Annotated in this window: 24 protein-coding genes; 1 reads left to right on the top strand and 23 read right to left on the bottom strand. The window is 29.1% G+C overall.

Going from position 1 to position 21,624, the window contains the following annotated elements:
* Nucleotides 1-18 precede the first annotated feature (18 nt).
* The 11 genes from rsmI to mqnP form a co-directional block, all read right to left on the bottom strand.
* Nucleotides 19-837 carry a 16S rRNA (cytidine(1402)-2'-O)-methyltransferase gene (gene rsmI / locus L8X33_RS04480; protein ID WP_263660455.1) on the bottom strand — a complete coding sequence of 273 codons (819 nt, stop codon included), beginning with the start codon at nt 835-837 and terminating at the stop codon, nt 19-21.
* Nucleotides 837-1,037, bottom strand: a complete 201-nt coding sequence (gene rpmE, locus L8X33_RS04475; RefSeq protein ID WP_039664588.1) for a 50S ribosomal protein L31 — start codon at nt 1,035-1,037, stop codon at nt 837-839. The genes rsmI and rpmE overlap by 1 nt, the downstream gene beginning before the upstream one ends.
* A 77-nt stretch (nt 1,038-1,114) precedes the next feature.
* Nucleotides 1,115-1,777, bottom strand: a complete 663-nt coding sequence (locus L8X33_RS04470) for a 16S rRNA (uracil(1498)-N(3))-methyltransferase (RefSeq protein ID WP_263670062.1) — start codon at nt 1,775-1,777, stop codon at nt 1,115-1,117.
* Nucleotides 1,777-2,187: a hypothetical protein gene (locus L8X33_RS04465; protein WP_220566545.1), complete on the bottom strand. Its 411-nt coding sequence runs from the start codon at nt 2,185-2,187 to the stop codon at nt 1,777-1,779. Before L8X33_RS04465 ends, L8X33_RS04470 begins: the two co-directional genes overlap by 1 nt.
* The gene (locus L8X33_RS04460; RefSeq protein ID WP_133319490.1) at nt 2,187-2,387 is read right to left on the bottom strand and encodes a cytochrome C; all 201 of its coding nucleotides are present in this window, start codon (nt 2,385-2,387) and stop codon (nt 2,187-2,189) included. Before L8X33_RS04460 ends, L8X33_RS04465 begins: the two co-directional genes overlap by 1 nt.
* Nucleotides 2,387-2,971 carry a 6-pyruvoyl trahydropterin synthase family protein gene (locus L8X33_RS04455; RefSeq protein ID WP_263670060.1) on the bottom strand — a complete coding sequence of 195 codons (585 nt, stop codon included), beginning with the start codon at nt 2,969-2,971 and terminating at the stop codon, nt 2,387-2,389. Before L8X33_RS04455 ends, L8X33_RS04460 begins: the two co-directional genes overlap by 1 nt.
* Nucleotides 2,968-3,717, bottom strand: a complete 750-nt coding sequence (locus L8X33_RS04450; protein ID WP_263670058.1) for a 7-carboxy-7-deazaguanine synthase QueE — start codon at nt 3,715-3,717, stop codon at nt 2,968-2,970. Before L8X33_RS04450 ends, L8X33_RS04455 begins: the two co-directional genes overlap by 4 nt.
* The gene (gene moaA / locus L8X33_RS04445) at nt 3,717-4,685 is read right to left on the bottom strand and encodes a GTP 3',8-cyclase MoaA (RefSeq protein ID WP_263670056.1); all 969 of its coding nucleotides are present in this window, start codon (nt 4,683-4,685) and stop codon (nt 3,717-3,719) included. Before moaA ends, L8X33_RS04450 begins: the two co-directional genes overlap by 1 nt.
* A gap of 9 nt (nt 4,686-4,694) precedes the next feature.
* On the bottom strand, nt 4,695-5,216 hold the full coding sequence (locus L8X33_RS04440; protein WP_133319486.1) for a DUF6115 domain-containing protein: 522 nt from the start codon (nt 5,214-5,216) through the stop codon (nt 4,695-4,697).
* Nucleotides 5,209-5,706, bottom strand: coding sequence for a hypothetical protein (locus L8X33_RS04435; RefSeq protein ID WP_263659526.1), 498 nt, complete (start codon nt 5,704-5,706; stop codon nt 5,209-5,211). Before L8X33_RS04435 ends, L8X33_RS04440 begins: the two co-directional genes overlap by 8 nt.
* Nucleotides 5,703-6,578, bottom strand: a complete 876-nt coding sequence (mqnP, locus tag L8X33_RS04430; protein WP_263670054.1) for a menaquinone biosynthesis prenyltransferase MqnP — start codon at nt 6,576-6,578, stop codon at nt 5,703-5,705. Before mqnP ends, L8X33_RS04435 begins: the two co-directional genes overlap by 4 nt.
* 69 nt (nt 6,579-6,647) lie before the next feature.
* On the opposite strand from mqnP, the gene miaA reads away from it, so the two are divergent.
* Complete coding sequence (gene miaA / locus L8X33_RS04425; RefSeq protein WP_263670052.1) at nt 6,648-7,523, top strand: tRNA (adenosine(37)-N6)-dimethylallyltransferase MiaA; 876 nt, start codon at nt 6,648-6,650, stop codon at nt 7,521-7,523.
* On the opposite strand, the gene L8X33_RS04420 is transcribed toward miaA, so the two are convergent.
* From L8X33_RS04420 to nuoD, 12 genes are read right to left on the bottom strand one after another with little or no spacing between them, the layout of a single operon-like run.
* On the bottom strand, nt 7,514-9,877 hold the full coding sequence (locus tag L8X33_RS04420) for a tetratricopeptide repeat protein (protein WP_263670050.1): 2,364 nt from the start codon (nt 9,875-9,877) through the stop codon (nt 7,514-7,516). The genes miaA and L8X33_RS04420 overlap by 10 nt on opposite strands.
* A gap of 24 nt (nt 9,878-9,901) precedes the next feature.
* Nucleotides 9,902-11,299: an NADH-quinone oxidoreductase subunit N gene (locus L8X33_RS04415; RefSeq protein ID WP_263666592.1), complete on the bottom strand. Its 1,398-nt coding sequence runs from the start codon at nt 11,297-11,299 to the stop codon at nt 9,902-9,904.
* The gene (locus tag L8X33_RS04410; protein WP_263666591.1) at nt 11,299-12,771 is read right to left on the bottom strand and encodes a complex I subunit 4 family protein; all 1,473 of its coding nucleotides are present in this window, start codon (nt 12,769-12,771) and stop codon (nt 11,299-11,301) included. The genes L8X33_RS04415 and L8X33_RS04410 overlap by 1 nt, the downstream gene beginning before the upstream one ends.
* Before the next feature lies 1 nt (nt 12,772).
* Nucleotides 12,773-14,575 carry an NADH-quinone oxidoreductase subunit L gene (gene nuoL / locus L8X33_RS04405; RefSeq protein ID WP_263660449.1) on the bottom strand — a complete coding sequence of 601 codons (1,803 nt, stop codon included), beginning with the start codon at nt 14,573-14,575 and terminating at the stop codon, nt 12,773-12,775.
* Nucleotides 14,563-14,874, bottom strand: a complete 312-nt coding sequence (nuoK, locus tag L8X33_RS04400) for an NADH-quinone oxidoreductase subunit NuoK (RefSeq protein WP_087699810.1) — start codon at nt 14,872-14,874, stop codon at nt 14,563-14,565. Before nuoK ends, nuoL begins: the two co-directional genes overlap by 13 nt.
* On the bottom strand, nt 14,874-15,380 hold the full coding sequence (locus L8X33_RS04395) for an NADH-quinone oxidoreductase subunit J (RefSeq protein ID WP_263670049.1): 507 nt from the start codon (nt 15,378-15,380) through the stop codon (nt 14,874-14,876). Before L8X33_RS04395 ends, nuoK begins: the two co-directional genes overlap by 1 nt.
* Nucleotides 15,373-16,005, bottom strand: coding sequence for an NADH-quinone oxidoreductase subunit NuoI (nuoI, locus tag L8X33_RS04390; protein WP_263670047.1), 633 nt, complete (start codon nt 16,003-16,005; stop codon nt 15,373-15,375). Before nuoI ends, L8X33_RS04395 begins: the two co-directional genes overlap by 8 nt.
* A gap of 9 nt (nt 16,006-16,014) precedes the next feature.
* Nucleotides 16,015-17,013, bottom strand: a complete 999-nt coding sequence (nuoH, locus tag L8X33_RS04385) for an NADH-quinone oxidoreductase subunit NuoH (RefSeq protein ID WP_133319476.1) — start codon at nt 17,011-17,013, stop codon at nt 16,015-16,017.
* The gene (locus L8X33_RS04380; RefSeq protein ID WP_263670045.1) at nt 17,010-19,463 is read right to left on the bottom strand and encodes an NADH-quinone oxidoreductase subunit G; all 2,454 of its coding nucleotides are present in this window, start codon (nt 19,461-19,463) and stop codon (nt 17,010-17,012) included. The genes nuoH and L8X33_RS04380 overlap by 4 nt, the downstream gene beginning before the upstream one ends.
* Nucleotides 19,460-20,176, bottom strand: a complete 717-nt coding sequence (locus tag L8X33_RS04375) for a hypothetical protein (RefSeq protein WP_263661513.1) — start codon at nt 20,174-20,176, stop codon at nt 19,460-19,462. Before L8X33_RS04375 ends, L8X33_RS04380 begins: the two co-directional genes overlap by 4 nt.
* Complete coding sequence (locus L8X33_RS04370; protein WP_263661514.1) at nt 20,173-20,400, bottom strand: NADH-ubiquinone oxidoreductase subunit E family protein; 228 nt, start codon at nt 20,398-20,400, stop codon at nt 20,173-20,175. The genes L8X33_RS04375 and L8X33_RS04370 overlap by 4 nt, the downstream gene beginning before the upstream one ends.
* The gene (gene nuoD / locus L8X33_RS04365; protein WP_133319472.1) at nt 20,397-21,623 is read right to left on the bottom strand and encodes an NADH dehydrogenase (quinone) subunit D; all 1,227 of its coding nucleotides are present in this window, start codon (nt 21,621-21,623) and stop codon (nt 20,397-20,399) included. Before nuoD ends, L8X33_RS04370 begins: the two co-directional genes overlap by 4 nt.
* Nucleotide 21,624: the final 1 nt, after the last annotated feature.

The raw sequence follows: 21,624 nt of genomic DNA, 5'->3' as shown, positions 1-21,624 counted from the left end.
TTTAAATAATAACCAAATTCAACTTAAAAGCAGTTTTTGATAATTTTCTTTTGGAGATTTTGCATTGATTTTCGAAAGAAGTTTTGCCTTTGCCTTTAAAGATAAATCAAGCTCATAAATATCTTGCTCACACAAGGTGTTTTGATGAAATTGCTTTTCTTTAGCATTTACCACTGCACACCATTCACCGCGTAAATCCATTGTTTTTAATTTTTCCAAAACCTCTAAAGCTTCTGCTCTAAATTTAGTTTCAAATTTCTTTGTTGCTTCTTTTATGATAAAAATTTCTCTTAAAGGATCAATTTTACTAATTTCTTCTACTAAATTAAGTATTCTAGTGGGTGCTTCATAAACTATACTAGGATAAGGATTAAGCATTAAATTTTCAATATCTTTTTGTCTTTGAGGATTTTTATTGGCCAAAAAACCCATAAAAATAAATTCTTTTTTACAAAATGCACTTGAAACCAATGCAAGCAAAGCAGCATTTGATCCTGTTAAGACTTCATAGTCAATATTGTTTTTAATAGCATATTCGATTAAAAATTGCCCCGGATCGCTAATACCTGGCATACCTGCATCACTTAAATATGCAATATCTTGTTTAAAAAAATCCTCATCTATTTTTGCTAAAAAATCTTTTTCATTATGAGTATGTAAAGCTATATATTTATCAGGCTTTATTTCTAAATTAAATTTTTCATTAAGAAGATGAATTAAAGATTTGCAAACTCTTGTATCTTCACATAAAAAGAGCTTGCATTTTTGTAAAATTTCTAAAGAATGAAAAGAAATATCGTTTAAATTTCCTATGGGCGTAGGAATAAAATATAACATTATTGCATTGCGTATTTTTTCTTAAATTTCTCTACACGACCCGCAGCATCTACGATTTTTTCACTACCTGTAAAGAATGGGTGGCAGCTTGAACAAATATCAACTTTAATTTCTGATTTATTTGACTTAGTAGTAAAAGAATTTCCACAAGCACAACTAACTTTACACTCTACATATTCTGGGTGAATTTCTTTCTTCATTGTTTATCCTTTTTCAAAACATTAAGGCGTAATTATATAGATTTTTATATAAAAAATAGCTAAATTTAAGCATGTTTTTAAATTATAAATTTTGAAGCAACCCCTATAAGTGCTGTTTGTGCTTTAAGTATATAGTTGGCTTGTAATTTTGCTCTTTTTATATTTATTTCTCTTTCTTTTTGCGAAAATCCGCCTTCAGCGCCAACCAAAAATACATATCTATCGGGATCAAAATTCATCAAATCTTTACCTTCAAAATCTATCAAAACAATATTTTCATAAGCTTGCTGAAATTTTTTAAAGTCATCAAAACTTTCAAGTTCCATTAAAGAAGCACGACCGCATTGCTGGGATGATTCTATAAGAATTTTTTCCATTCTTTTAAAATCTAATTTAAAATTTTTTTGCGAGTATTCCATATACACAAAAGAAAGTTTTGCTACTCCAAGTTCATTTAAAAAAGGTAAAGTTTTTTCTATAACCTTTGGATCAATCACCGCCAAAGCTAAATGTATATATGTTTTTAATTCTTGTTTTTCTTCTTTTTTGTCAAGTAAATTTAATACGCAAGAGCGTCTAGAAAGCTCTATGCATTCATAAGTGTAAGCATAAAAATCTTTCAAATTCTTTAATATAATTTTATCACTCACTTTAATTCTTCGAGCCTTTAAGTGCAAAAAGGCTTCATTTTCTAGCTCTAAACTTGCAGTACCACTTTGTGGGTGATATAAAAATTGCATTAAAAATAAAACCTCTTAAGTAAATAAGGTACAAAAAGTAAGAATATACCTAAACACAAAATAAAAAAACTTAAAAATCTAAATTTAGCATAGCGTTTAAACAATCTTGCTTTTTTAAATAAAACAAATTGATAAATAGCCAAAGCAAAAATCAAAATCCAACAAAACCACATAGAAAGCACATAGAAATTAAATTCAAAATGCTTTAAAGCCCATAACAAACTTCCAGTAAAAAGTGTAATTGCTAAAAACAAATAATAAATTGGCAAAAATAGACGAATTCTTTTTATAAAGATAAATTCTTGTGAGAAGTTACTTTGAGTCAAATACAAATAAAACAACATTAAAAAACCATTTGTATATAAACTATACACATGCAATGCTAAAAAAAATTCATAACTTTGATCCATTATTGTCCTTGTGTATTATTTTCATCTTGTATATCATCATCAACAGGTATAGGAAGTGTTTCATCATCTATAATGACATTAGAATCACTTTGTTCAATCTGAACTTGCTCGGTTTGTATTTCTTTTTTTATATTTTTATTCTCTTGATTTGAACAAGCCATAAAAAGCAATATTGGCACAATCAATAAAATCTTTTTCATTACACCTCCTTTTGATTGATAAAAACAAAATTTACATCTTGAAGTTTTTCAAAAAAATCTTTATCTTTCCATTCTTCTCTTATAGCTTGTGAAAAGTCAATATCTGCCAAATCAATCTTTGGTAAAAATTCACTATAAGCATCTTCTCTAAAACCTTGTGCATAACCTGTTCTTGTTTCATGTACAATAATGCTTTTTAAACTAACACCTTGCTCACCATTGACCATCTTAGTCTTTAAAAGCAAAGTATCAATCAGTACAAAAAATATGCGTACAAAATTTTCCGCACTTACATTCACAGGTAAACTTACCCATCTTTGCGAGTGCTTTTTCATATCTTCTAAATAAGCTTTATCATCATCTTTAAAAAGCGTAATAGCATGATCAAAACTATCAATAATTTGTTTTATCTCATCTTTTAACAAACCAAAATCATACACCATTCCAGCATTATCAAGGTATTTACTCTCAAGTAAAATTTCTACCTTATAAGAGTGGCCATGTATGCTTGTTTTACATCGCTTGGAGCTACAAAATCTAACAATATGAGCATTTTCAAATTCAAACATTTTTCTAATAATCATACGCCTTCTTTATCTCCCCAAATTCTAATATGCAATCTATCGGAGTAATTATATCCATTTTTTATACAAAATTCAGCAACACTTAAGGCGTTTTTAGAAATTTCTTCTTCATTTGACCCCATAGGCATACAAAAAACATCATTTTTACAAACTTGTAAAATTTCATTGATTTCTTTTAAGGCTTTATTTTCTTGTAAAAAATCCTTATCCAAAACAAATTTATAAAAACTTTCCTTAGCATAATTTTTAAAAGCTTCCAAAGCTTTTTCATTAATTCTTTTTTCTTTTTTTACACCACTATTGCTAAGCTTTACTCCTAAAGCAAAATAACATTTTTTATACAAAGGATATTTTTCAAAATCAATTTCAATACTTGCATTTGTTTCAAAATGCACCATAAAATCATTTTCTAAAAGTAAATTAATAAAACACAAAAAATCTTTATTTTGATAATTTAACAAAGGCTCACCACCCGTAATTACAACTATAACTTTGCGTGAATTTGCTAGCTTCAAAACCTCATCAAAAAGCTTTGCTGAAGTATATGTTTTATAACAAGTTTTAAATTCTTTAGTAAAAACAGCTCTTATAGTATCACAGCCCAAAAGTATTTTAGAATCTTTTTCTTTTTTTACTCCAAAGCCTGCGCAGTTAAAATTACACCCGGCAAATCTTACAAATATAGCCAAATTTCCACTATATTTTCCCTCACCTTGCAAGCTTAAAAAAGTTTCAACAACTTCCATTATCCACCTGTTTGATAAAAGGCTCTTGTGGAACTTTGATTGGCTTCATTTCCTGCCCATCTATTTTTTTCTGATTTATTTTTTATCACGGTTTTTAAAACTTCACAAGCACTTGCTATGTCTTTATTGCGTATAGCTTTTTTAATGCTTAAAGCCTCATCATAATATAAACAAGGTATTAAAAGCCCTTCGGCTGAAAGCCTTATACGGTTACAACTATCACAAAAATCATGGCTATGTGGATCAATAATGCCAAACTCATACCCATCTTCAAGTTCATAAATAGTCGCAGGTGCATTTGGACTTTTTTGTCCTTGTTTAAAAGAATACTTTTGAGCAATGATATTTAAAATTTCTGTTGATTTTAAGCCTTTTAAATCTCCATAAGCATGATAATTTTCCATAAATTCTATAAAGCGAATTTGGCTTTTGCGTGCTTTGGCAAATTCTAAAAGATCGATAAATTCACTATCATTAATTCCTTTAAGCGCTACGGTGTTAAATTTAATATTAAAACCTAATTCTAAAGCCTCATTAATACCATTTAACACATCTTTGAGTATGTTTTTTTGAGCTAATTTAAAGGCCACTTCTTCTTTTAAAGTATCCAAAGAGATGTTAATTCTTTTTAAGCCCGCTTGTTTTAAATCCTTTGCTTGTTGTTTTAATAAAGAAGCATTAGTAGTAAGCGCTAGATCTATATCTTGCTTATACTCACTAATCATAGCAATAAATTTATGCAAATCTTTTCTTACTAAAGGCTCACCACCTGTAATACGAATTTTCTTAACTCCTTCATCAATGCAAACTTTAACAAACATAAAAAGTTCTTCAAATGATAAAAGATTTTCCTTAGCACTCCATTCAAATGGAGTTTTTGGCATACAATAAAGGCAACGAAAATTACATCTTTGTGTTACTGAAATTCTTAAATAATCAATCACTCTTCCATAGCTATCTACCAACATCAAAGGCCTTTATAATAATTTATTAAATTTTAAAATAAGCTCAACCCTGCCCATACCTATACGCAAATCTTTTGCAATTTGCTCTATGGATTTTTTTTGATTAAAAAGTTCTATGACTTTTTGTTCTTCATTATCATAGCTTGGGCTTAATTTTGTAATACTTTGGGTTTTTTGTTCTAAATTTAATAAACGATTTTTTTGCTCACTTTGAAATTCTTCAATTACTTCCTCTACTTCTTTTAAAGCACTTAAAATAGGAATAATATTTTGATTGATTTTTTGTTCTAGCACCTGCAAAAGTTCTTCTTTTAATTCTTCTCTTATGGCTTCAGTGTCTATTTCTTCTTTTTCTTGCTCTTGCTCATCTAAACTTTCTTTTTTTAAATAATGATATTGTTTATTTAAATCTTCTATCATTTTACCAAGCTCATTGATCTTAACAATACTTTCTTTTTCTTTAATCATCATATAAGCAAACATAGCAAAAATTAATAAAGCTACAACTAGCCACAATAATAAATCACTATCCATTTTCTTGCTCCTTTAAAATTTTAATCATTGCTCTTTGCATATTTGCTACAAAATTATCATACACGAGCTCATCTTCTGCTTTTATTTGCGTGATTTTTGCTTCATTCTCATTTAATGCTTTAAAAAAAATACTAATTTTTTGACCATTTAAATTAAATCTAGCATAATAATCTTCATCTTGCATTAAACACCTATCTTTAAATTGAATATGTGTAAAATTTACCCCAATCACAAAAGATTTATATTTTAAATTAACAAATAATTTTGTTTTATTAATATCATTTTTTATCAAATACAATTCTTGCTTTAAATCCATAAGCAAATCAAAAATCAACTGCTCACCCTCGCTAAATTCTACCCTTGAAGCAAGCTTTTTCCATTTGCTTAAATTGACATAATTATTACTTGAAACATATTCTTGCAAAAACTCTTCATATCTTTCTTTGCTCTCTTCAAATTCTAATTCCAAAGAGCTTTTAAAAAATTTCATCTCCATAAAAGATCAACCCATATAAAAATAAAAAAGACTATACTTAAATACCCATTTAAAGTAAAAAATGCTTTGTCAATTTTTGCAAAATTCTTTCTAACAATGCGGTGCTCAAAAAATAAAATAACAGCACTAACAATCACACCTAAAAATGCAATATTTCCTGTTGGAGCTACCCAAACAAATAAAAACCAAAAAAGCACTGCTAAAACATGACAAAATGCTGAGATAAACAAGGTCGCTTCAAGCCCAAATTTAGCAGGTATAGAGTGCAAGCCTGTCTTTTTATCATACTCCATATCTTGCAAAGCATAAAGTAAATCAAAACCAGCTGTCCAAAAAGTAACACCCAAACACAAAATAACACTATAAATTTCAATACTTCCCAAAACCACAATACTGCCTGCAATAGGAGCAAGTCCTAAGCAAAATCCTAATACTAAATGCGCTAGGGATGAAAATCTTTTAAAGGCTGAATAAATAGCTAAAATAAACAATACCGGCAAAGAAAGAGCAAAGGCTAGTTTGTTGATAAAATAACTTGCCAAAACAAAAATAATAGCATTTAAAATAATAAAAAGTAAAATGCTAGCTTTACCTATACGACCATCGATATTAGGTCTATTTGCACATCTTGGATTGTTTTTATCAATGTCCTCATCCATCAAACGATTGATTGCCATTGCAAAATTTCTTGCACTTACCGCGCAAATAACACCCAAAAACAAAGCTTTAAAACCAAACCAAGTGCTATCATTTAAAATAACAGAAGCTACAATCATAGAAACAAACAAAAATGGTAAAGCAAAAATAGAATGCTTAAAAACAATCAAGTCCAAAATATCTTTTAATTTTTCTTTTAATAAAGGCATTTTTTCTCTTTATAGTATATTTTTGTTATGATTTTACTAAAATAATTTTAAATTTAGGATATTTTTACGATGTTTTTTGAATTTGCTCTTATTGGAACTACTGCAAGTGGCAAAACAGAACTTGCTAACAAACTAGCTTATGAATTTAATGCAAGTATTTTAAGCCTTGATAGTCTTTGTGTGTATAAACAAATCAACATCGCTTCAGCCAAAACAGAGCAAAAAACCTTAGATGAGCTTGATTATTTTGGCATAAATTTATTAAATGTCAATGAGCATTTTAACATCGCTTTGTTTTTTGAAGAATATAAAAAAGCAAAAGCTTTTGCACAAAAAAACGATCAAATGCTTATCATCACAGGTGGAACTAGTTTTTATTTAAAAGCTTTAATGGATGGCTTGAGTGAAAATTTCAAAGAAAGTCAAAGCACGCTAAGTAATGATGAAATTTATCATTTAATGATAAAAACTGATCCACATGCCAAAATAGAAAAAAACGACACCTATCGCTTAAAAAAATGGCTTGGAATTTATGAGCAAACTAATAAAATCCCAAGCGAAGTTTTAAAAGAAACAAAACAAGAAGCTTTAATTAAAAAACTTGATATTTTTGAAATTTCTTGGCAAAAAGATCTTTTGGAAAAACGCATTATTAAACGCACTAAAAATATGCTTGATGAGGGTTTAATAGATGAAGCTAAAATGCTATATAGTAACTACGATCATCATTTAAAAGCACTAAATTCCATAGGCTTAAAAGAATGTAAAGATTTTTTAGATAAAAAAATAAATTTAAACGAGCTTGAAGAACTCATCATCATTCACACAAGACAACTTGCCAAAAGACAAAGAACTTTTAATAAAAAATTCAACAAAGAAATTTTAGTTTTTCAAAACGCTTATGAAAATTTAAAAGCTTATATTTTAAAAAAACATCAAGGCTGAGTGTTTAAGACATTTAATTTATCTTTACATAAATTTTGCCAATTGCTTGTTGTGTTAATATCTATACAATTTTGCAAACTTTGCTTTTGATTTTGTACATCTTTTAAATCTTCATAAATATTACTTTGCATATAAAAAGCTCTTGCGCGCTCATCGTCTTTTAAAGGATTAGCAAGTAAATCTTTAAACAAAGTTAAGGCTTGTTGAGCTTGATTGTTTTGTTTTAAGGCTTTGATGTAGATAAATTCTAAATCCGGACTAAAAAGATTTACTCCTTTTAAATTTTGGTAATCAATAGCCTTTGGAGCATAAGTTAAAATACTTGTTAGAAAATTATTTTTTTCACAATAACGCAAAAACTCATAATATAATTCCACCATACGATAATTCATAGGAAATTGCTCTAGTTTTTGCAAAGTTCTTATCATAGTATTATAATCTTGCAATTTAAGTTCAGCAAAAAATTTAATATAATTTGCTTCAAATTTTTCATCATCGCTAATAATAGTTCTTGTATTTAAAATATCATTAATTGTTTTTACAACAAAACGATAACGCTTATCTTTAAGCGCCAAATCTGCACTTTGGAGTTTATAAAAAATAATATCATCATTTTCATTTTCAACTATATATTTTTTAGCTTCTTCTATACGAGTAGTACGCTTAAAGCATTCAAGCATTTGTTTTTTATTTTGTATTTTATTTCCCACATCATAGACCTTAAAATCATCATATATTTTAACAGCAGCTAAGCACTCATCATTTTTTAAATTTTGTTCTAAAACTAAAATAGCAGCTTGTTCTAAAAGATTTTTGATTTCTTTGTTGGAATATTTTTCTATGTCTTTTTGATAACTTACAACTTTTTCATAATTTTTTTCTTGAAAATATAATCTCACATTATCAAATAAAGCCATACTAGAAATTTCTCCAGCATACTTTTGCATGATCTCTTCATATCTTTGATGTAAAAAACTTGCATTATTATCTTTTAAATATAAGAAATTTTTATCTTGAGCTTCTTTTATTAAACTCACATATTCACCCAAAGGAAAATCTTCTGTGTAAAGATCTAAATACTTTTGAGCTTTAGTATGTTCATTTGCATTCAACAAAGCCAAAGAAAGATCTTTTAATACTCTTTCATATTCTTTATCGACTTTAGTCAAATGCGTAAAAATATACTCATAAATTTTAGAACTTAAATCATAAATTCTATGATTACTAAAAGCCTTAGCTAAAGATAAAGAATTTTCTAAATCACTCATAAAAAATTCAGGATTTGATTCTAAAATTTTACTTGCTAACTCCTTGGCTTCTTTTGTATTTTGCGCTTCTAAATAATTTTTAGACAAAAATAAAGCAGCTCTACTAGCTAAATCTGCATTCGGAGTAGAATAATACACATCTTGATAAATATTATTTGCTATATTTTTTTTACCCAAATGATATAAATAATCTGCATAATCAAGTAAAGCTATTATGGTATATTTATCGTCTTTGTGCTCAGTGCTTAAAGTATCAATAATATAATCGACATTAGATCTTTGAGATAAGCCCATATAAACTCTCATCATGATATACATTACTTCCGTATAATCTTTATCATTAATATAAGTTCTCACCCATCTTTTAGCATCATCTAGCATTTGCTCTAAAATTTGCTGATCTTTATCAAGCTCATAAGTGTAAAGCTTATTTTGCGCTCTTAATTTATAAAGCTCAAATTCATTCATAAATACACTACCTTGATAACGCTTAATAGCATTAACAGCATCTCGTAAAACTTGATCGTATTTTTTGGCTTCATATTCTTGTTTGATATTAAAATAAGCATTAAAATCTGCACTTTTTGAAGTTTCCATAGGATTAGAATTTAAATCCAATGCTCCAATATAAGGCATTAATGCATCATCAAAATAAATATCAAAATCAAGTCCATCGCTAGGTTTATAATACCTTAAATCCTTAGTAAAAATAAACACAAAATGTTTAGAAGTATCTCCATTTTGACTTTGAATTTCTTTAGCATTAAAAATATCTTGAGAATAATTAAACATTTTAGCTAAAATTTTAGGATATATTTTAATTGTCAAAAAAGTTTGGTGTTTTTCAAAATAAATTGTAAAATCATCAAATTCTTTATTTTGAAATTGCATATTACTAACGCCCAAAACATTACACTCAAAATGAGTTTTTTCAAATTCAAAAATACTCTTGCAAGTAAAATCTTTATTATCTTTTAAATGCAAAAGTGTAAAGGGACGATTTTGTTCTTCCCCTTTATTAACAATAACTTCAAAAGAAAATATATAATTTATGCTTAATAATAATAAAAATAAAATCCTTATCATGAGCGTGATTATAGCAATATTATTTCACAAAAGCAAAAACGCACATGATAAGCTTCCGATAAAACATAAACTTAAAATAATCTTTTGCCTAATATCTAAATTTATACTCTTTATAGATTGACTTTTTTTAAAAAAGATATAAATTAAAATTTTCAAATAAGCATAAAGCATAATCATGGAACTTAAAGCTATAGCAAATACAAGCACATAATAGCCTGAATTTAAAATAGAAGCTAAAATTAAAATTTTACCCCAAAAAATCCCAAAAGGTGGAATTCCTGCTATACATAAAATAAACATAGCTAATATTATAGATAATACGGGTCTTTGATCAAATAAGCCAGAAAAACTTTCAAATGAGCTTTTTTGAAATAAACTTAAGATTAAAAAAATTCCATAGTTTGCAAAAGCAAAAGAAACCCAATAAACGAACAAAGCAAAAATTGAAAGCAGGTAAGAAGTTTCATCTCCTTGAGAACTCACACTCATACTAGAAACAATAACAGCCAATATAAAAGAAGAATGAGTAATAGAGCTATATGCAAGCATTTTTTTTGCATCTTTTTGAATTAAAACTACTATGCTTACAGCAAGCATAGAAAAAATTGCTAACGATGCGACTATGTATTCAAATTTTACTCCACCGCCTAAAGCAGAAAAAATTCTTAAAACTACTATTATCATAGCAATTTTTGGAACAATAGATATGAAAGCTATAAAATTTGTATGAACTCCACAATATACATCTTTTAGCCAAAAATGAAAAGGAGCGATAGAAAGTTTTACTCCAACAATAACCAAAAACATCACTCCAGCACATAATAATATAGGATCTGAAATATATTCAGAATGCAATAAATTATCCAAATCCAAAGACTTTGTTTTTAAATACACAAAAGCACAAGCAAAAACAAAAAATCCAGCCCCTACTGCAGCTAAGGCAAAATATTTTATGCTAGAACTAATAGCATTATGAGTTCCTCTTAATGCTATTAATGTATAAAGAGCTAAAGAAGATCCTTCTAAAGCTAGGAAAATCACAATCAAATTAGTACTTGAAACCATTAATATTAAAGAAGCAACCATAAACAAAAATAAAGAAAAAAATTCTGCTCTTTGTTCATCTTTGTCTATAAGCAAATAAAGCATAGAAAAAAACAAAATAATTATTTGTGCAAAAATTGCATAATTATCGCTTACAAATAAACCAAAAAAAGCATGAGAATTATCTAAAACAAAACCATTATAAAGCAATAAAAAACACAAAGTACTAAGCAAAGCTATAACACTTGCTCCTATATAAAAATTTCTAGAAAGTTTTTTAAATGCACTCAATAAAAGTAATACAATAGCCCAAAAAAGCAATGACAACACAGGAAATAATAATACAAAATTTAATTTTTCTAAACTAAAACCACTCATTAAAAACCTCTTATACTATCTATGATTTTTTGATTTTCTATGGCGATATTTCTTGTTTGCATAACTTCAAGAATACTATTTACATTAGAAGCAATTTGATCTAGCATAGCACTTGGAGCTACCCCTAAATAAATCACTAATGCACTTAAAATACTTAAAACAAAAATTTCACCTTTTTTAAGCGTAAATTTACTGCACACTTCTTCTTCGCAAGTAGTAAAAAACATATTTCTATAAATATTTAGCATATAAATAGCTCCTAAAACGATTACACCGCCTGCAAATAATGCATACCATAAATTTACACTTGCCACACCTTGCAAGATCAAAAACTCACCTACAAAGGAAATAGTCAAAGGCAATGAAATAGATGAAAACAACAATACTGCAAAGAAAAAGCTAAATAATGGGGCTGTTTTAGCTAAATTTTTATAAAAGTCTAAATCAAAAGTATGATATCTTTTGTAAAGCATATAAGCGGCTAAAAATAAGCCACCTGTTACTATACCATGTGCAAACATATAAAATACAGAACCACTAACCCCATTATAAGTAAAAGTTACGATACCTAAAATTACCACACCCAAATGCGAAATTGAGCTATAAGCAATTAATTCTTTTAAATCCTTGGCTTTAAAAGCAATTAAGGCTGCATATAAAATTCCAACTATACATAAAATAGCAAGTAAAGAATAATAATGATTCAAAGTATCAGGCGCTAAAGGCAAAATAAATCTTAAAAACCCAAAAGGTGCCATTTTAAAGCTTACAAGCATTACAGATACTAAAGTCGGACTTTTGGTATAAACCTTTGGAGCCCAAGTATGAAAAGGAAATAAAGGACTTTTAATCGCAAAAGCAATAAAAAATCCTACAAATATTAGATTTTGTGCATTCTCAGGTATAAAAAATTCACTCTTATACCAAGCTAACAAATCAAAACTCCAATATCCAAAACTTTGATAATACAAAAATCCCACATAAATAATAGCTAAAAGCATAAGCATAGAACCGCAAAATGCATAAATGAAAAATTTAATCCCTGCCTTATAATTATCTGAATATCTACCTATTAAATAAATAAGCGGTATAAGAGAAAACTCCCAAAATACATAAAACAATAAAGCATCCAATGAAGCAAAAAGTCCTACAATGCAAAATTGTAATAAAAATATACTTATTACAACACTTTTATCTTGAATATCCAAACATATAAAAGATAAAAAAATCATAATAGAACAAAGTAATATTAAATAAAGCGCTATAGCATCTACACCTATGTGAAAATTAACCATCAAAGAATTTAAACTAAATTCATAAGCCATGCTACCATCGTAGTTAAATAACAAAAAAACATTAAAAACTAAAATCAAAAAACTAACTAAAACAGCAAAGGACTTGCTATCTTCTTTTTGTAAAAATAAAGCTATAAAAGCCGCAAAAAATGGAAATAACATTAATAAACCAAGCATATTACACCGCCAAAGCTAAACAAAATAAACACACAAAAGCCAAAACTACAATTCTTAAAGCCAAAGAATAATCCTTACCCATACTAAGAACCCTAGCAAATGTTTTAAGGAAAAATGCAATACTATCTACCAAAGCATCTAAAATTTCTTTATCAGCTTTTCTTAAAAATTCACAAAATAAAGCATACTTACTAACAATAAATTGATGATAAAATTTTGGTATGTAGTATTCATTAAACAAAAGTTTGTAAATACTTGTTTTAGAAAGTGATGGTTTAAACCAATTTTTCCAATAAGCTATGATAGCTAAAAGCACTCCAAGTACCGCAGAAACACTTGCAAGTATCATAACTAAAGAATTTTGACCATCAATAAAAGCTAAATTTTTACTTACAAAATCCATAAAGCTATGCTCAAAAAATCCTGCTATAATAGCAAGTAAAGCCAAAGGACTCATCGCAAGCAAAGCTATTTTACTAGCTTCATGGGGATGTTCTTCATGTCTTTTTGGAGTAAAAAATACAAGCATTAAAAGTCTAAAGCTATAAAAAGCTGTCATAAAAGCTGCTATTAAAAGTACTAAAAAAATTCCATGATGATGGCTTATAAAAGAAAATCCTAAAATTAAATCTTTAGAGAAAAATCCTGCAAAAGGATAAATTCCTGCTAAAGCTAAAGAACCTATAAGCATTAAAATAGCACTAAAACGCATACTTTTATAAAGTCCACCCATTTTACTAATGTCAAGCTTATCATTCATAGCATGCATAACATTACCCGCACCTAAGAATAATAAAGATTTAAAAAATGCATGAGTTGCAAGATGAAATAAAGCTATTGCATAAGCTCCAAGACCTGCTGCTACAAACATATACCCAAGTTGAGAAAGCGTCGAATATGCAATAATTCTTTTTAAATCTTTAGCTACCATAGCCATAGAAGCAGCAAAAAGCGCTACAAAAGCTCCAAGTATAGCGATAAAATACCCTACTTCAGGAACTTGTAAATAAAGCTCCCCTGCGCGAATTACCAAATAAACTCCCGCAGTAACCATAGTAGCAGCATGGATTAGAGCTGAAACTGGCGTAGGTCCTGCCATAGCATCAGCAAGCCAAGTATGGAAAGGAAATTGTGCTGATTTACCCATAGCACCTACAAAAAGTAAAAGTGCTATTAAAATCAAAATTACATCATTTTCATGCCCTAAAGATAAAAGGGTAAAAAATTCATCATATTTTAAAGAGTTAAATTCTATATAAATTAAGAAAATTCCTAAAAGCAAAGCCAAATCTGCAATTCTATTCATGATAAATGCTTCATTAGCAGCAAAAGTGTATTTTTTATTATGATACCAAAAACCTATCAAAAGCCATGAGCAAAGTCCAACACCTTCCCAACCTATGAAAAGTCCTAAGAAATTATCACTCATAATCAAAAACATCATAGAAAAAACAAAAAGTCCCAAATAGCTAAAATAGCGATTAAACCCTTCATCATGCTCCATATAAAATATACTATATAAATGCACAAAAGTCGCTACTATACTTACCACATTCATCATAATCAAAGTAATAGAGTCTATTTTAAAACCAAAACTAACATCTACTAAAGATATCCAAGTACCAAGTTCAAAATTAAAATGTACTCCATTATTTAATAAAACAATTGAAGCAAAAGCTGAAAAAGCTATAAATAAAGAAGCTAAATAACCTAAAATAATTTTCTTAGCACTAAAAGCAAAAATACCTAAAATAACAGCTGAAGCCAAAGGAGAAAAAAGTGCAATTAAAGCTAAATTTTGCATTTTATCTCTCCTTTTTCAGCTAAAGAGCTAAGCTCTAATGTTCCTGTTTTTCTATACCATAAAACACAAAGCGCTATCCCAACAGCTACTTCACAAGCTGCAACTCCCATTACAAATAAAGCAAAAATTTGACCTTCTATGTCTTTATGAGAAGCTCCTGCTGTAACTAAAGCCAAATTAGCAGCATTTAATAAAATTTCACTTGAAATAAAAAGCATAATTAAATTTTGGCGTTTTATGATACCTATTAGACCAATGATAAACATCAAAATAGCCACAATGTAGTATTTTTCTAACATCATTGTTCGTCCTTTTTTATATTTTTTTGAGTAAGTGCTATAGCACAAATTAAAGCTATTAAAAGTAAAATTGCCATAAATTCAAAAGCAAGCATATATTTTGTAAATAGAGCAAAGCCTATTTGCTGAGTAGAATCAAGACTATAAACTTCACTAGTTTCATTTAAACCAAACTCATATCCCATAATAATACTAATTAATAAAACAGCACTAAAAATCACGGCAAAAATGAAGATTCTTTTACCTTTTAAACTTTCTTTTACTTTTATAGAAGCATCAAAAAACATCATAGCAAAACTATAAAGACCTAAAATAGCTCCACTATAAACGATTATTTGAATTGCTCCAATAAATTCAGCATTAAGTAAAAAATAAAATCCACTTAAAAAAACCATAGCCACGGCCAAAGAACTGATAGCATAAAGCACGCTAGTGCTTAAAACACTAATTAAAAAAAATCCCAACACCAAAACACTTAATAAACAAAAAGCTATCATTTCAAACATTTTCTTCCTTTGGAGCATCTTGCTGTCTTTGCAAATCTGTCTCATAATAATTTGGAGTTTTCTTTACTAAATCATCAGCATCTTTTCTTAAACTACCACTTCCTTCAAACACCACTTGATTTTTAAGCTCATCGATAGGAGTTAAAAAATCTTCCTTTTGACCAAAATAAGATCTTTGCTCTGCGGCATTTTCATATTCTTTACCATGCACAATGGCAAGTTCAGGACAAACATCAGCGCAAAATCCACAATAAATACAACGCCCTAAATTAATACTATAATTTTCGACCTTTTTGCGTCCATCTTCGCTTAAACTCGTTTCCATTCTTATACAATTACTAATGCAAATTTTTTCACACAAGCCACAACCAATACAACATTCATTTTCACTTTCAATAAAACGCATCAAACGATGAACTGCACGATATCTATCATCTAAAGCAACTTTTTCCATAGGATATTTAATCGTTGCGCTATTGTTTTTTTTAAACATTTCTCTTAATACGACAAATAAACCTACAAAAAGCTCTGTATTTAAAGAACGCTTGATTACTTGTATGAATTTTTCATAAGTATTTTGAGGATTTTTACGCTCAAAATCTACTTTAAAATAACCTTTTTTCATTGTTTTTTCCTATATCACAAGTACTAAAGCACTAATTAATAAATTTAAAACCGCTAAAGGTATTAAAATCAAATAACACATTCTCATTACTTGATCAGGACGCAGTTGCGGAAAAGCACCTCTAGCCCAAAAATACCAAAAGAACACAAAAGACACTTTCAAAAGCATCATAATAGCCCCTGGTATAATCCAAAAATCATTAAATCCACCCAAAAATAAAAGCGATATCATAATCGCTCCGGTAATCATGGCTGTATATTCTCCGATAAAAAACATACCCCATCTAAGTCCGCTATATTCAGTGCCATAACCTGAAACAAGTTCAGTTTCGTTTTCACTTAAACAAAGTGGAGTTCTATTAGTTTCTATAAAAATAGCTATCACAAATAAAATAAAAGCTAAAGGTTGTTTAAAAATAAGCCAAGAAAGTATGCCATCACTTTGATAGTTATTAATATCTACTAAAGACAAAGATCCAACAAGCATTACAACACACACCAAAGAAAGCCCTGCAACGCTCTCATAAGAGATAATAGAAACAAGCCCTCTTGCCCCGCCTAGCAGCGACCATTTATTATTACTTGCTAAACCTCCTAAAAAAATCGCATAAAAACTAACTCCACCCATACCTACAACAAAAAGCAAGGCTACATTAATATCAGCGATAATAGGACGAATCACTCTACCAAATAAAGTAAATTCAGGAAAAATAGGTATAGCTGCAATTGCTACAAAAGCACAAATTGCTGCAATCAATGGAGCAATTAAAAATACCACTTTTTGAGCATAAGTTGGCACTATATCCTCTTTAGTAAAAAGTTTAATCATATCAGCAACTACTTGAAGCAATCCAAAAGGACCTACCATATCAGGCCCTAAACGACGATGAAATAAAGCCAAAGCCTTTCTTTCAAGATAAGTTGCCAAGCCTGCTAAAGTAGCAAAAATAGCTATAACAAGCACACATTTTATAATTGTTTCTACAATAAAAAAAGTAATATCACTCATATTTTAGCTCCTGCTTTTTCAAGCCAAACTTTTACATATCGAGTATTATCAAATAAAGATTTATAATCAATCTTACTATCATAATCCCCTAAATACGCACCATTTTCTAAAGATTCATCACATTTTACACTTATAGCAATTTGAGTTTTTTCATTTTTTAAAATAACACTATCATCTTGGTTTAAATCAAATTTTTGCATTAAATCAGACGATAAAAATAAAGCTCCAACCTCATTAAAAGCTCTATTACTAAGCTTTGAAAACTGATGAATGCTATTTGCATGATATAAAGTTAAATTTCCTTCATTTTGCTCTTTAACTTCTTGAACACTTAATGTTTTTTCAAACTCAAAATGGGAAAAATCGAGCTCATAACCTCTATGATTTACCCCACCATTATCATAATGATTTTCTAACTCATCAAAGTCAATTACCCTAAAGCCTTTATTTTGTGGTAAAAATTTAGTATAGTTGATTGTAAATTCTTCATCAAAACCTAAGGCATTTGCCAAATCATTTAAAAAATAACCTTTAAATTCTAAAGCCGCATTTGTAGGAACTAATCTTTTATCATAATTTACAAAGCTACCTTCTTGTTGATTTAAACTAGAACTTGCAAGATCAAAATGCCCATCATAAGAAAAAGTAAAATCGCCTTTTTCGTTATAACCTAATGTTTTTCCTGCTTGAAAATCTTGACTTAAATCACAAATTAAACTCACACCTAAGGTATTAGTGCAAGTTGGATTTAAAAAGACTTTAAAATCAGTATATTTTTGCACCAAAGCACAAAGTTTTGCTAGCTTGACGCTTTGCTCATCATAGTAAAAATCACTTCCTATAATAAGTGTAAATTTTTGCTTTTTTGCGAGTAAAGTTTCTAAAATATCCTCATCTATGCCAAAATTTTTCGCATAATTTGATCTTTGCACCTCTATGCTTTTTTTAATTTTTTTAGGCACAAGTTTTTTAACTTCTTCTATAATAGTTTCGCCGTTTTCATTTTGCTTTTCTATCTTTTCAGTAACTTCTTCATTGATAGTTTCTTCTATTTCTTTTGTATCTTGATAATACGCATTTTCTAATGTGTTTTTAAAATCCTGCGGAAGCTCTTTGGCAAATTTTTGCAAGATAAATAATAAAATACTTTCATTATCTTTAATATCATGATTAATCTGCAAGAAATTTTTAGAATATTTATCCACACCTTTATCTTTTATAGGGTGAAAATATAGCCCTGCACCTTTATTCATTACCAAAGCGTTATTAACTTTATATCCTAGCGTTGGCGCATCATAGCGTAAAAATGAACCTACGATGATTAAAAAATCACTTTGAGTGATATCGTCTGTATTTGCATTATACATTGCATTTGCATTTTGATAAAAACAAGCTAGGAAATCTTGGAATTTTTTAGCTTCATGATTTATAAGATTAAGATTAAATTTTTTACTTAAATTTTGCAAGATTAAAGCTTCTTCATTAGTAATAAAACTATTAAATAAAATATTTTTTATTTCATTATTTTTTATCATATTTACTAATTTTTCAAAGGCTTTTTCATCTTTACCTTGAACTTCATTTTGGGTATTAAAACCATATCTTGCGGCTTTATTTAGCGTAGCAAAAGCAAAATCATTGCTCACTCTATAAATTTTTTCTTTTTGATTATTAATACTAGTTTGTTTAATATCATAATACATCAACTCACAATCACTTGAATGTGGATTACTAGCTGGAATTTTCTTTAACTCCCAAGCATTAGATGTATATTGAAAAGCCGAACCCACCAAAGCTCCCGTTGGACATACACTTGTACATTCTCCACAAAAAGAACAATCAAGTATATCGCCACCACTTGGCGCAATTAAACTCTTTTGAAATTTAGTCCAAATAGCTAACGCATCTTTACTCATACTTTCTTTAAAGCTTGCATCGGGCGCGCTTGCCCCTCTTGGAGTAGTTTTTAAAGCACTTTCTCCTATTTTATCTTTGCAAACTGTGATACATCTTTCACACACGATACATAAAGCTGGATCATAATTAATCTCGCCCCATTTTTTATGCTCTTTATGGGTATCTTTAATCCAATAATTTTGCACATTTACTCTTGCTTTGTGTGTAAAGTTTTGAAGCTCACACTCACCGGATTTATCACATACCCCACATTGTAAAGGGTGGTTGATGCAATATGCTTGCATGATAGCATTACGCTCATCCCATAAATTTGATAAATCACTCTCTACTACCATACCTTCTTTAACTTTAGTATTGCAAGAATAAACCTTTTTACCATCAGCTTCTACCATACACATACGACAAGCAAGTGTTGGAGAACAACCATTTAAATAACAAATTGCAGGAATGAAAATATCATTTTTTCTTGCGACATTTAAGATATACTCACCCTCATTTGCCTCACATTCTATACCATTAATGATAACTTTCATTTTATAACCTTAACTTGAGCTTTTGAAAAAGCAAAATCAGCGCTTTCATAATCAAACAAAGCCACCGTGCCTTTCAAATCATGATTGATTTTTACTATAGTTGTAAATTCTTGAGTGTTTATTTTTAAATTAATTTTATCCCCATCCTTAACCTTAGCAATTAAAGCAAAAGAAGAAGAGCAATGCAAATTTTTGTCTCCCAAAGGTGCTTGCATGATAATAGTTCCATCAAAATTATCAAGTTCTAAAAGCTCACTAAAAGAATTTTGTATTGATAAATTTTCTTCATTTTCATTAGAGCAAATTAGCAAAAGATTAAATTTATGACAAAGTTTTTCTAAAAAATACTTAATATTTTCAAAATCTTTATGTTGATATAAATTTTCATCAAAAATAATACATTTTGCTTCTTTTAAAAACTCTAAAATCTCTAAAGCTTCTTCTTCACCAAAGCAAGATTCAGCACTTAAATACCCCTCATCAAATTCGTTAAATTCAGTCTCCAAGCTCATCTTACAAAGCAAAGCAAGCACGAAAGGCGCACTTGCAATCTCACATTTATAAAAGTTTGCTTTTAAATTTTTATCCTCTAAACAAGAAATATTATAATTTTTACTTTTGTTAAGCTTAGCGCAAAGTGAAGAATTTTTTAAAGAAAGCAAATCCACAAAACACAAAGCATTTAAACCTTCTTGATATTTTGCTAATTTCATTGTCCTACCTTTTTAAAAACTATAGTCCAATCTACTTGATTAAATTTTAAAGAATTTAAAAGTTCACAATTTTGCTCTTTTATGAAAGCAAAACTTTTTTCTACACTAGAAAAATCTCCTATTTCAAATAAAACTACTAAAACTTCACCCATATAAGCATTTTGAATGATTTGCTCTAAATCCTTAAACAAATCTTGACTTTTTCTTAAATCCACGCGTCTCATCGGTCTATCTCGCCTAAAACTATATTAATACTTCCTAAAATTGCCACTGCATCAGCCAAATATGATCCAACAAGCATTTCTTCTAAAAATGCACAATGAAAAAAGCTTGGAGTTCTAGCTCTTAATCTATATGGCCTACCGCTACCATCTGAGTGGATAAAAAATCCAAGTTCGCCTTTTGGACTTTCAGTTGGCACATACACCTCTCCTTTTGGTGGTTTTAAACCTTGGGTTACTAGGACAAAATGTTGCATAAGAGAATAATTTTGCGTCATGATTTGCTCTTTTGAAGCGCTTACATATTCAGGATGATTGCATAAAATTTCAGGCGGAGTATCTTGATAAAGCTTAGCACATTGAACTAAAATTTTTAAACTTTCTCTAAATTCTTGCATATAAACCTTATATCTTGCATAAGAATCACCCATTTTGGCCACAGGCACGCCAAAATCTACCTCATCATAAAGCAAATAAGGCTCTTCTTTTCTAACATCATAAGCAATACCACTTCCTCTTAGCATAACCCCACTACAACCCCAACTTAGCGCTTGTTCTTTGCTTACAACTCCTACATTTTCAGTTCTTGCACGCCAAATTCTATTATCATCAAGCAAAGCTTCATAATCTTTTATATCATTTGGAAATTTATTACAAAATACCAAAAGTTCATCTAAAAAACCTTCAGGTAAATCAAGCATTACCCCGCCTATTCTCATAGATGAATGCGTAAGTCTTGCCCCGCAATATTTTTCTATTAGATCAAGCACATACTCACGCTCTCTAAAGCAGTATAAAAATACTGTCATCGCACCAATATCAAGCGCATGTGTAGCAAGCCATAACAAATGCGAAGCAATACGGTTTAACTCAAGTAAAATCATCCTTATCACACTTGCTCTGCGTGGAATTTCTAAACCACAAAGTTTTTCCACAGCAGCTACATAGGCATAATTATTTGCACTAGCTGCGATATAATCCATTCTATCAGTAGTTGGGATAAACTCTTGATAGATCATATTTTCAGCCATTTTTTCCATACCACGATGCATATAACCTATACAAGGAGCAGCCTTGGTGATTTCTTCTCCATCAAGCTCTAAAATAAGGCGTAAATTTCCATGAGCACTTGGATGTTGAGGGCCAAGATTTACTATCATGGTGCCATCTTCACGCTCAAAGCTTATATTTTCATAATAAGGTTTTAATTTAGTAGAAATTTGCATT

Origin of the sequence: Campylobacter sp. CNRCH_2014_2849, from assembly GCF_025772845.1 — a bacterium.
Lineage (GTDB): Bacteria > Campylobacterota > Campylobacteria > Campylobacterales > Campylobacteraceae > Campylobacter_D > Campylobacter_D lari_D.
Note: the sequence above shows the minus strand (reverse complement) of the source record. Positions and strands in the feature narration are given on the sequence as shown.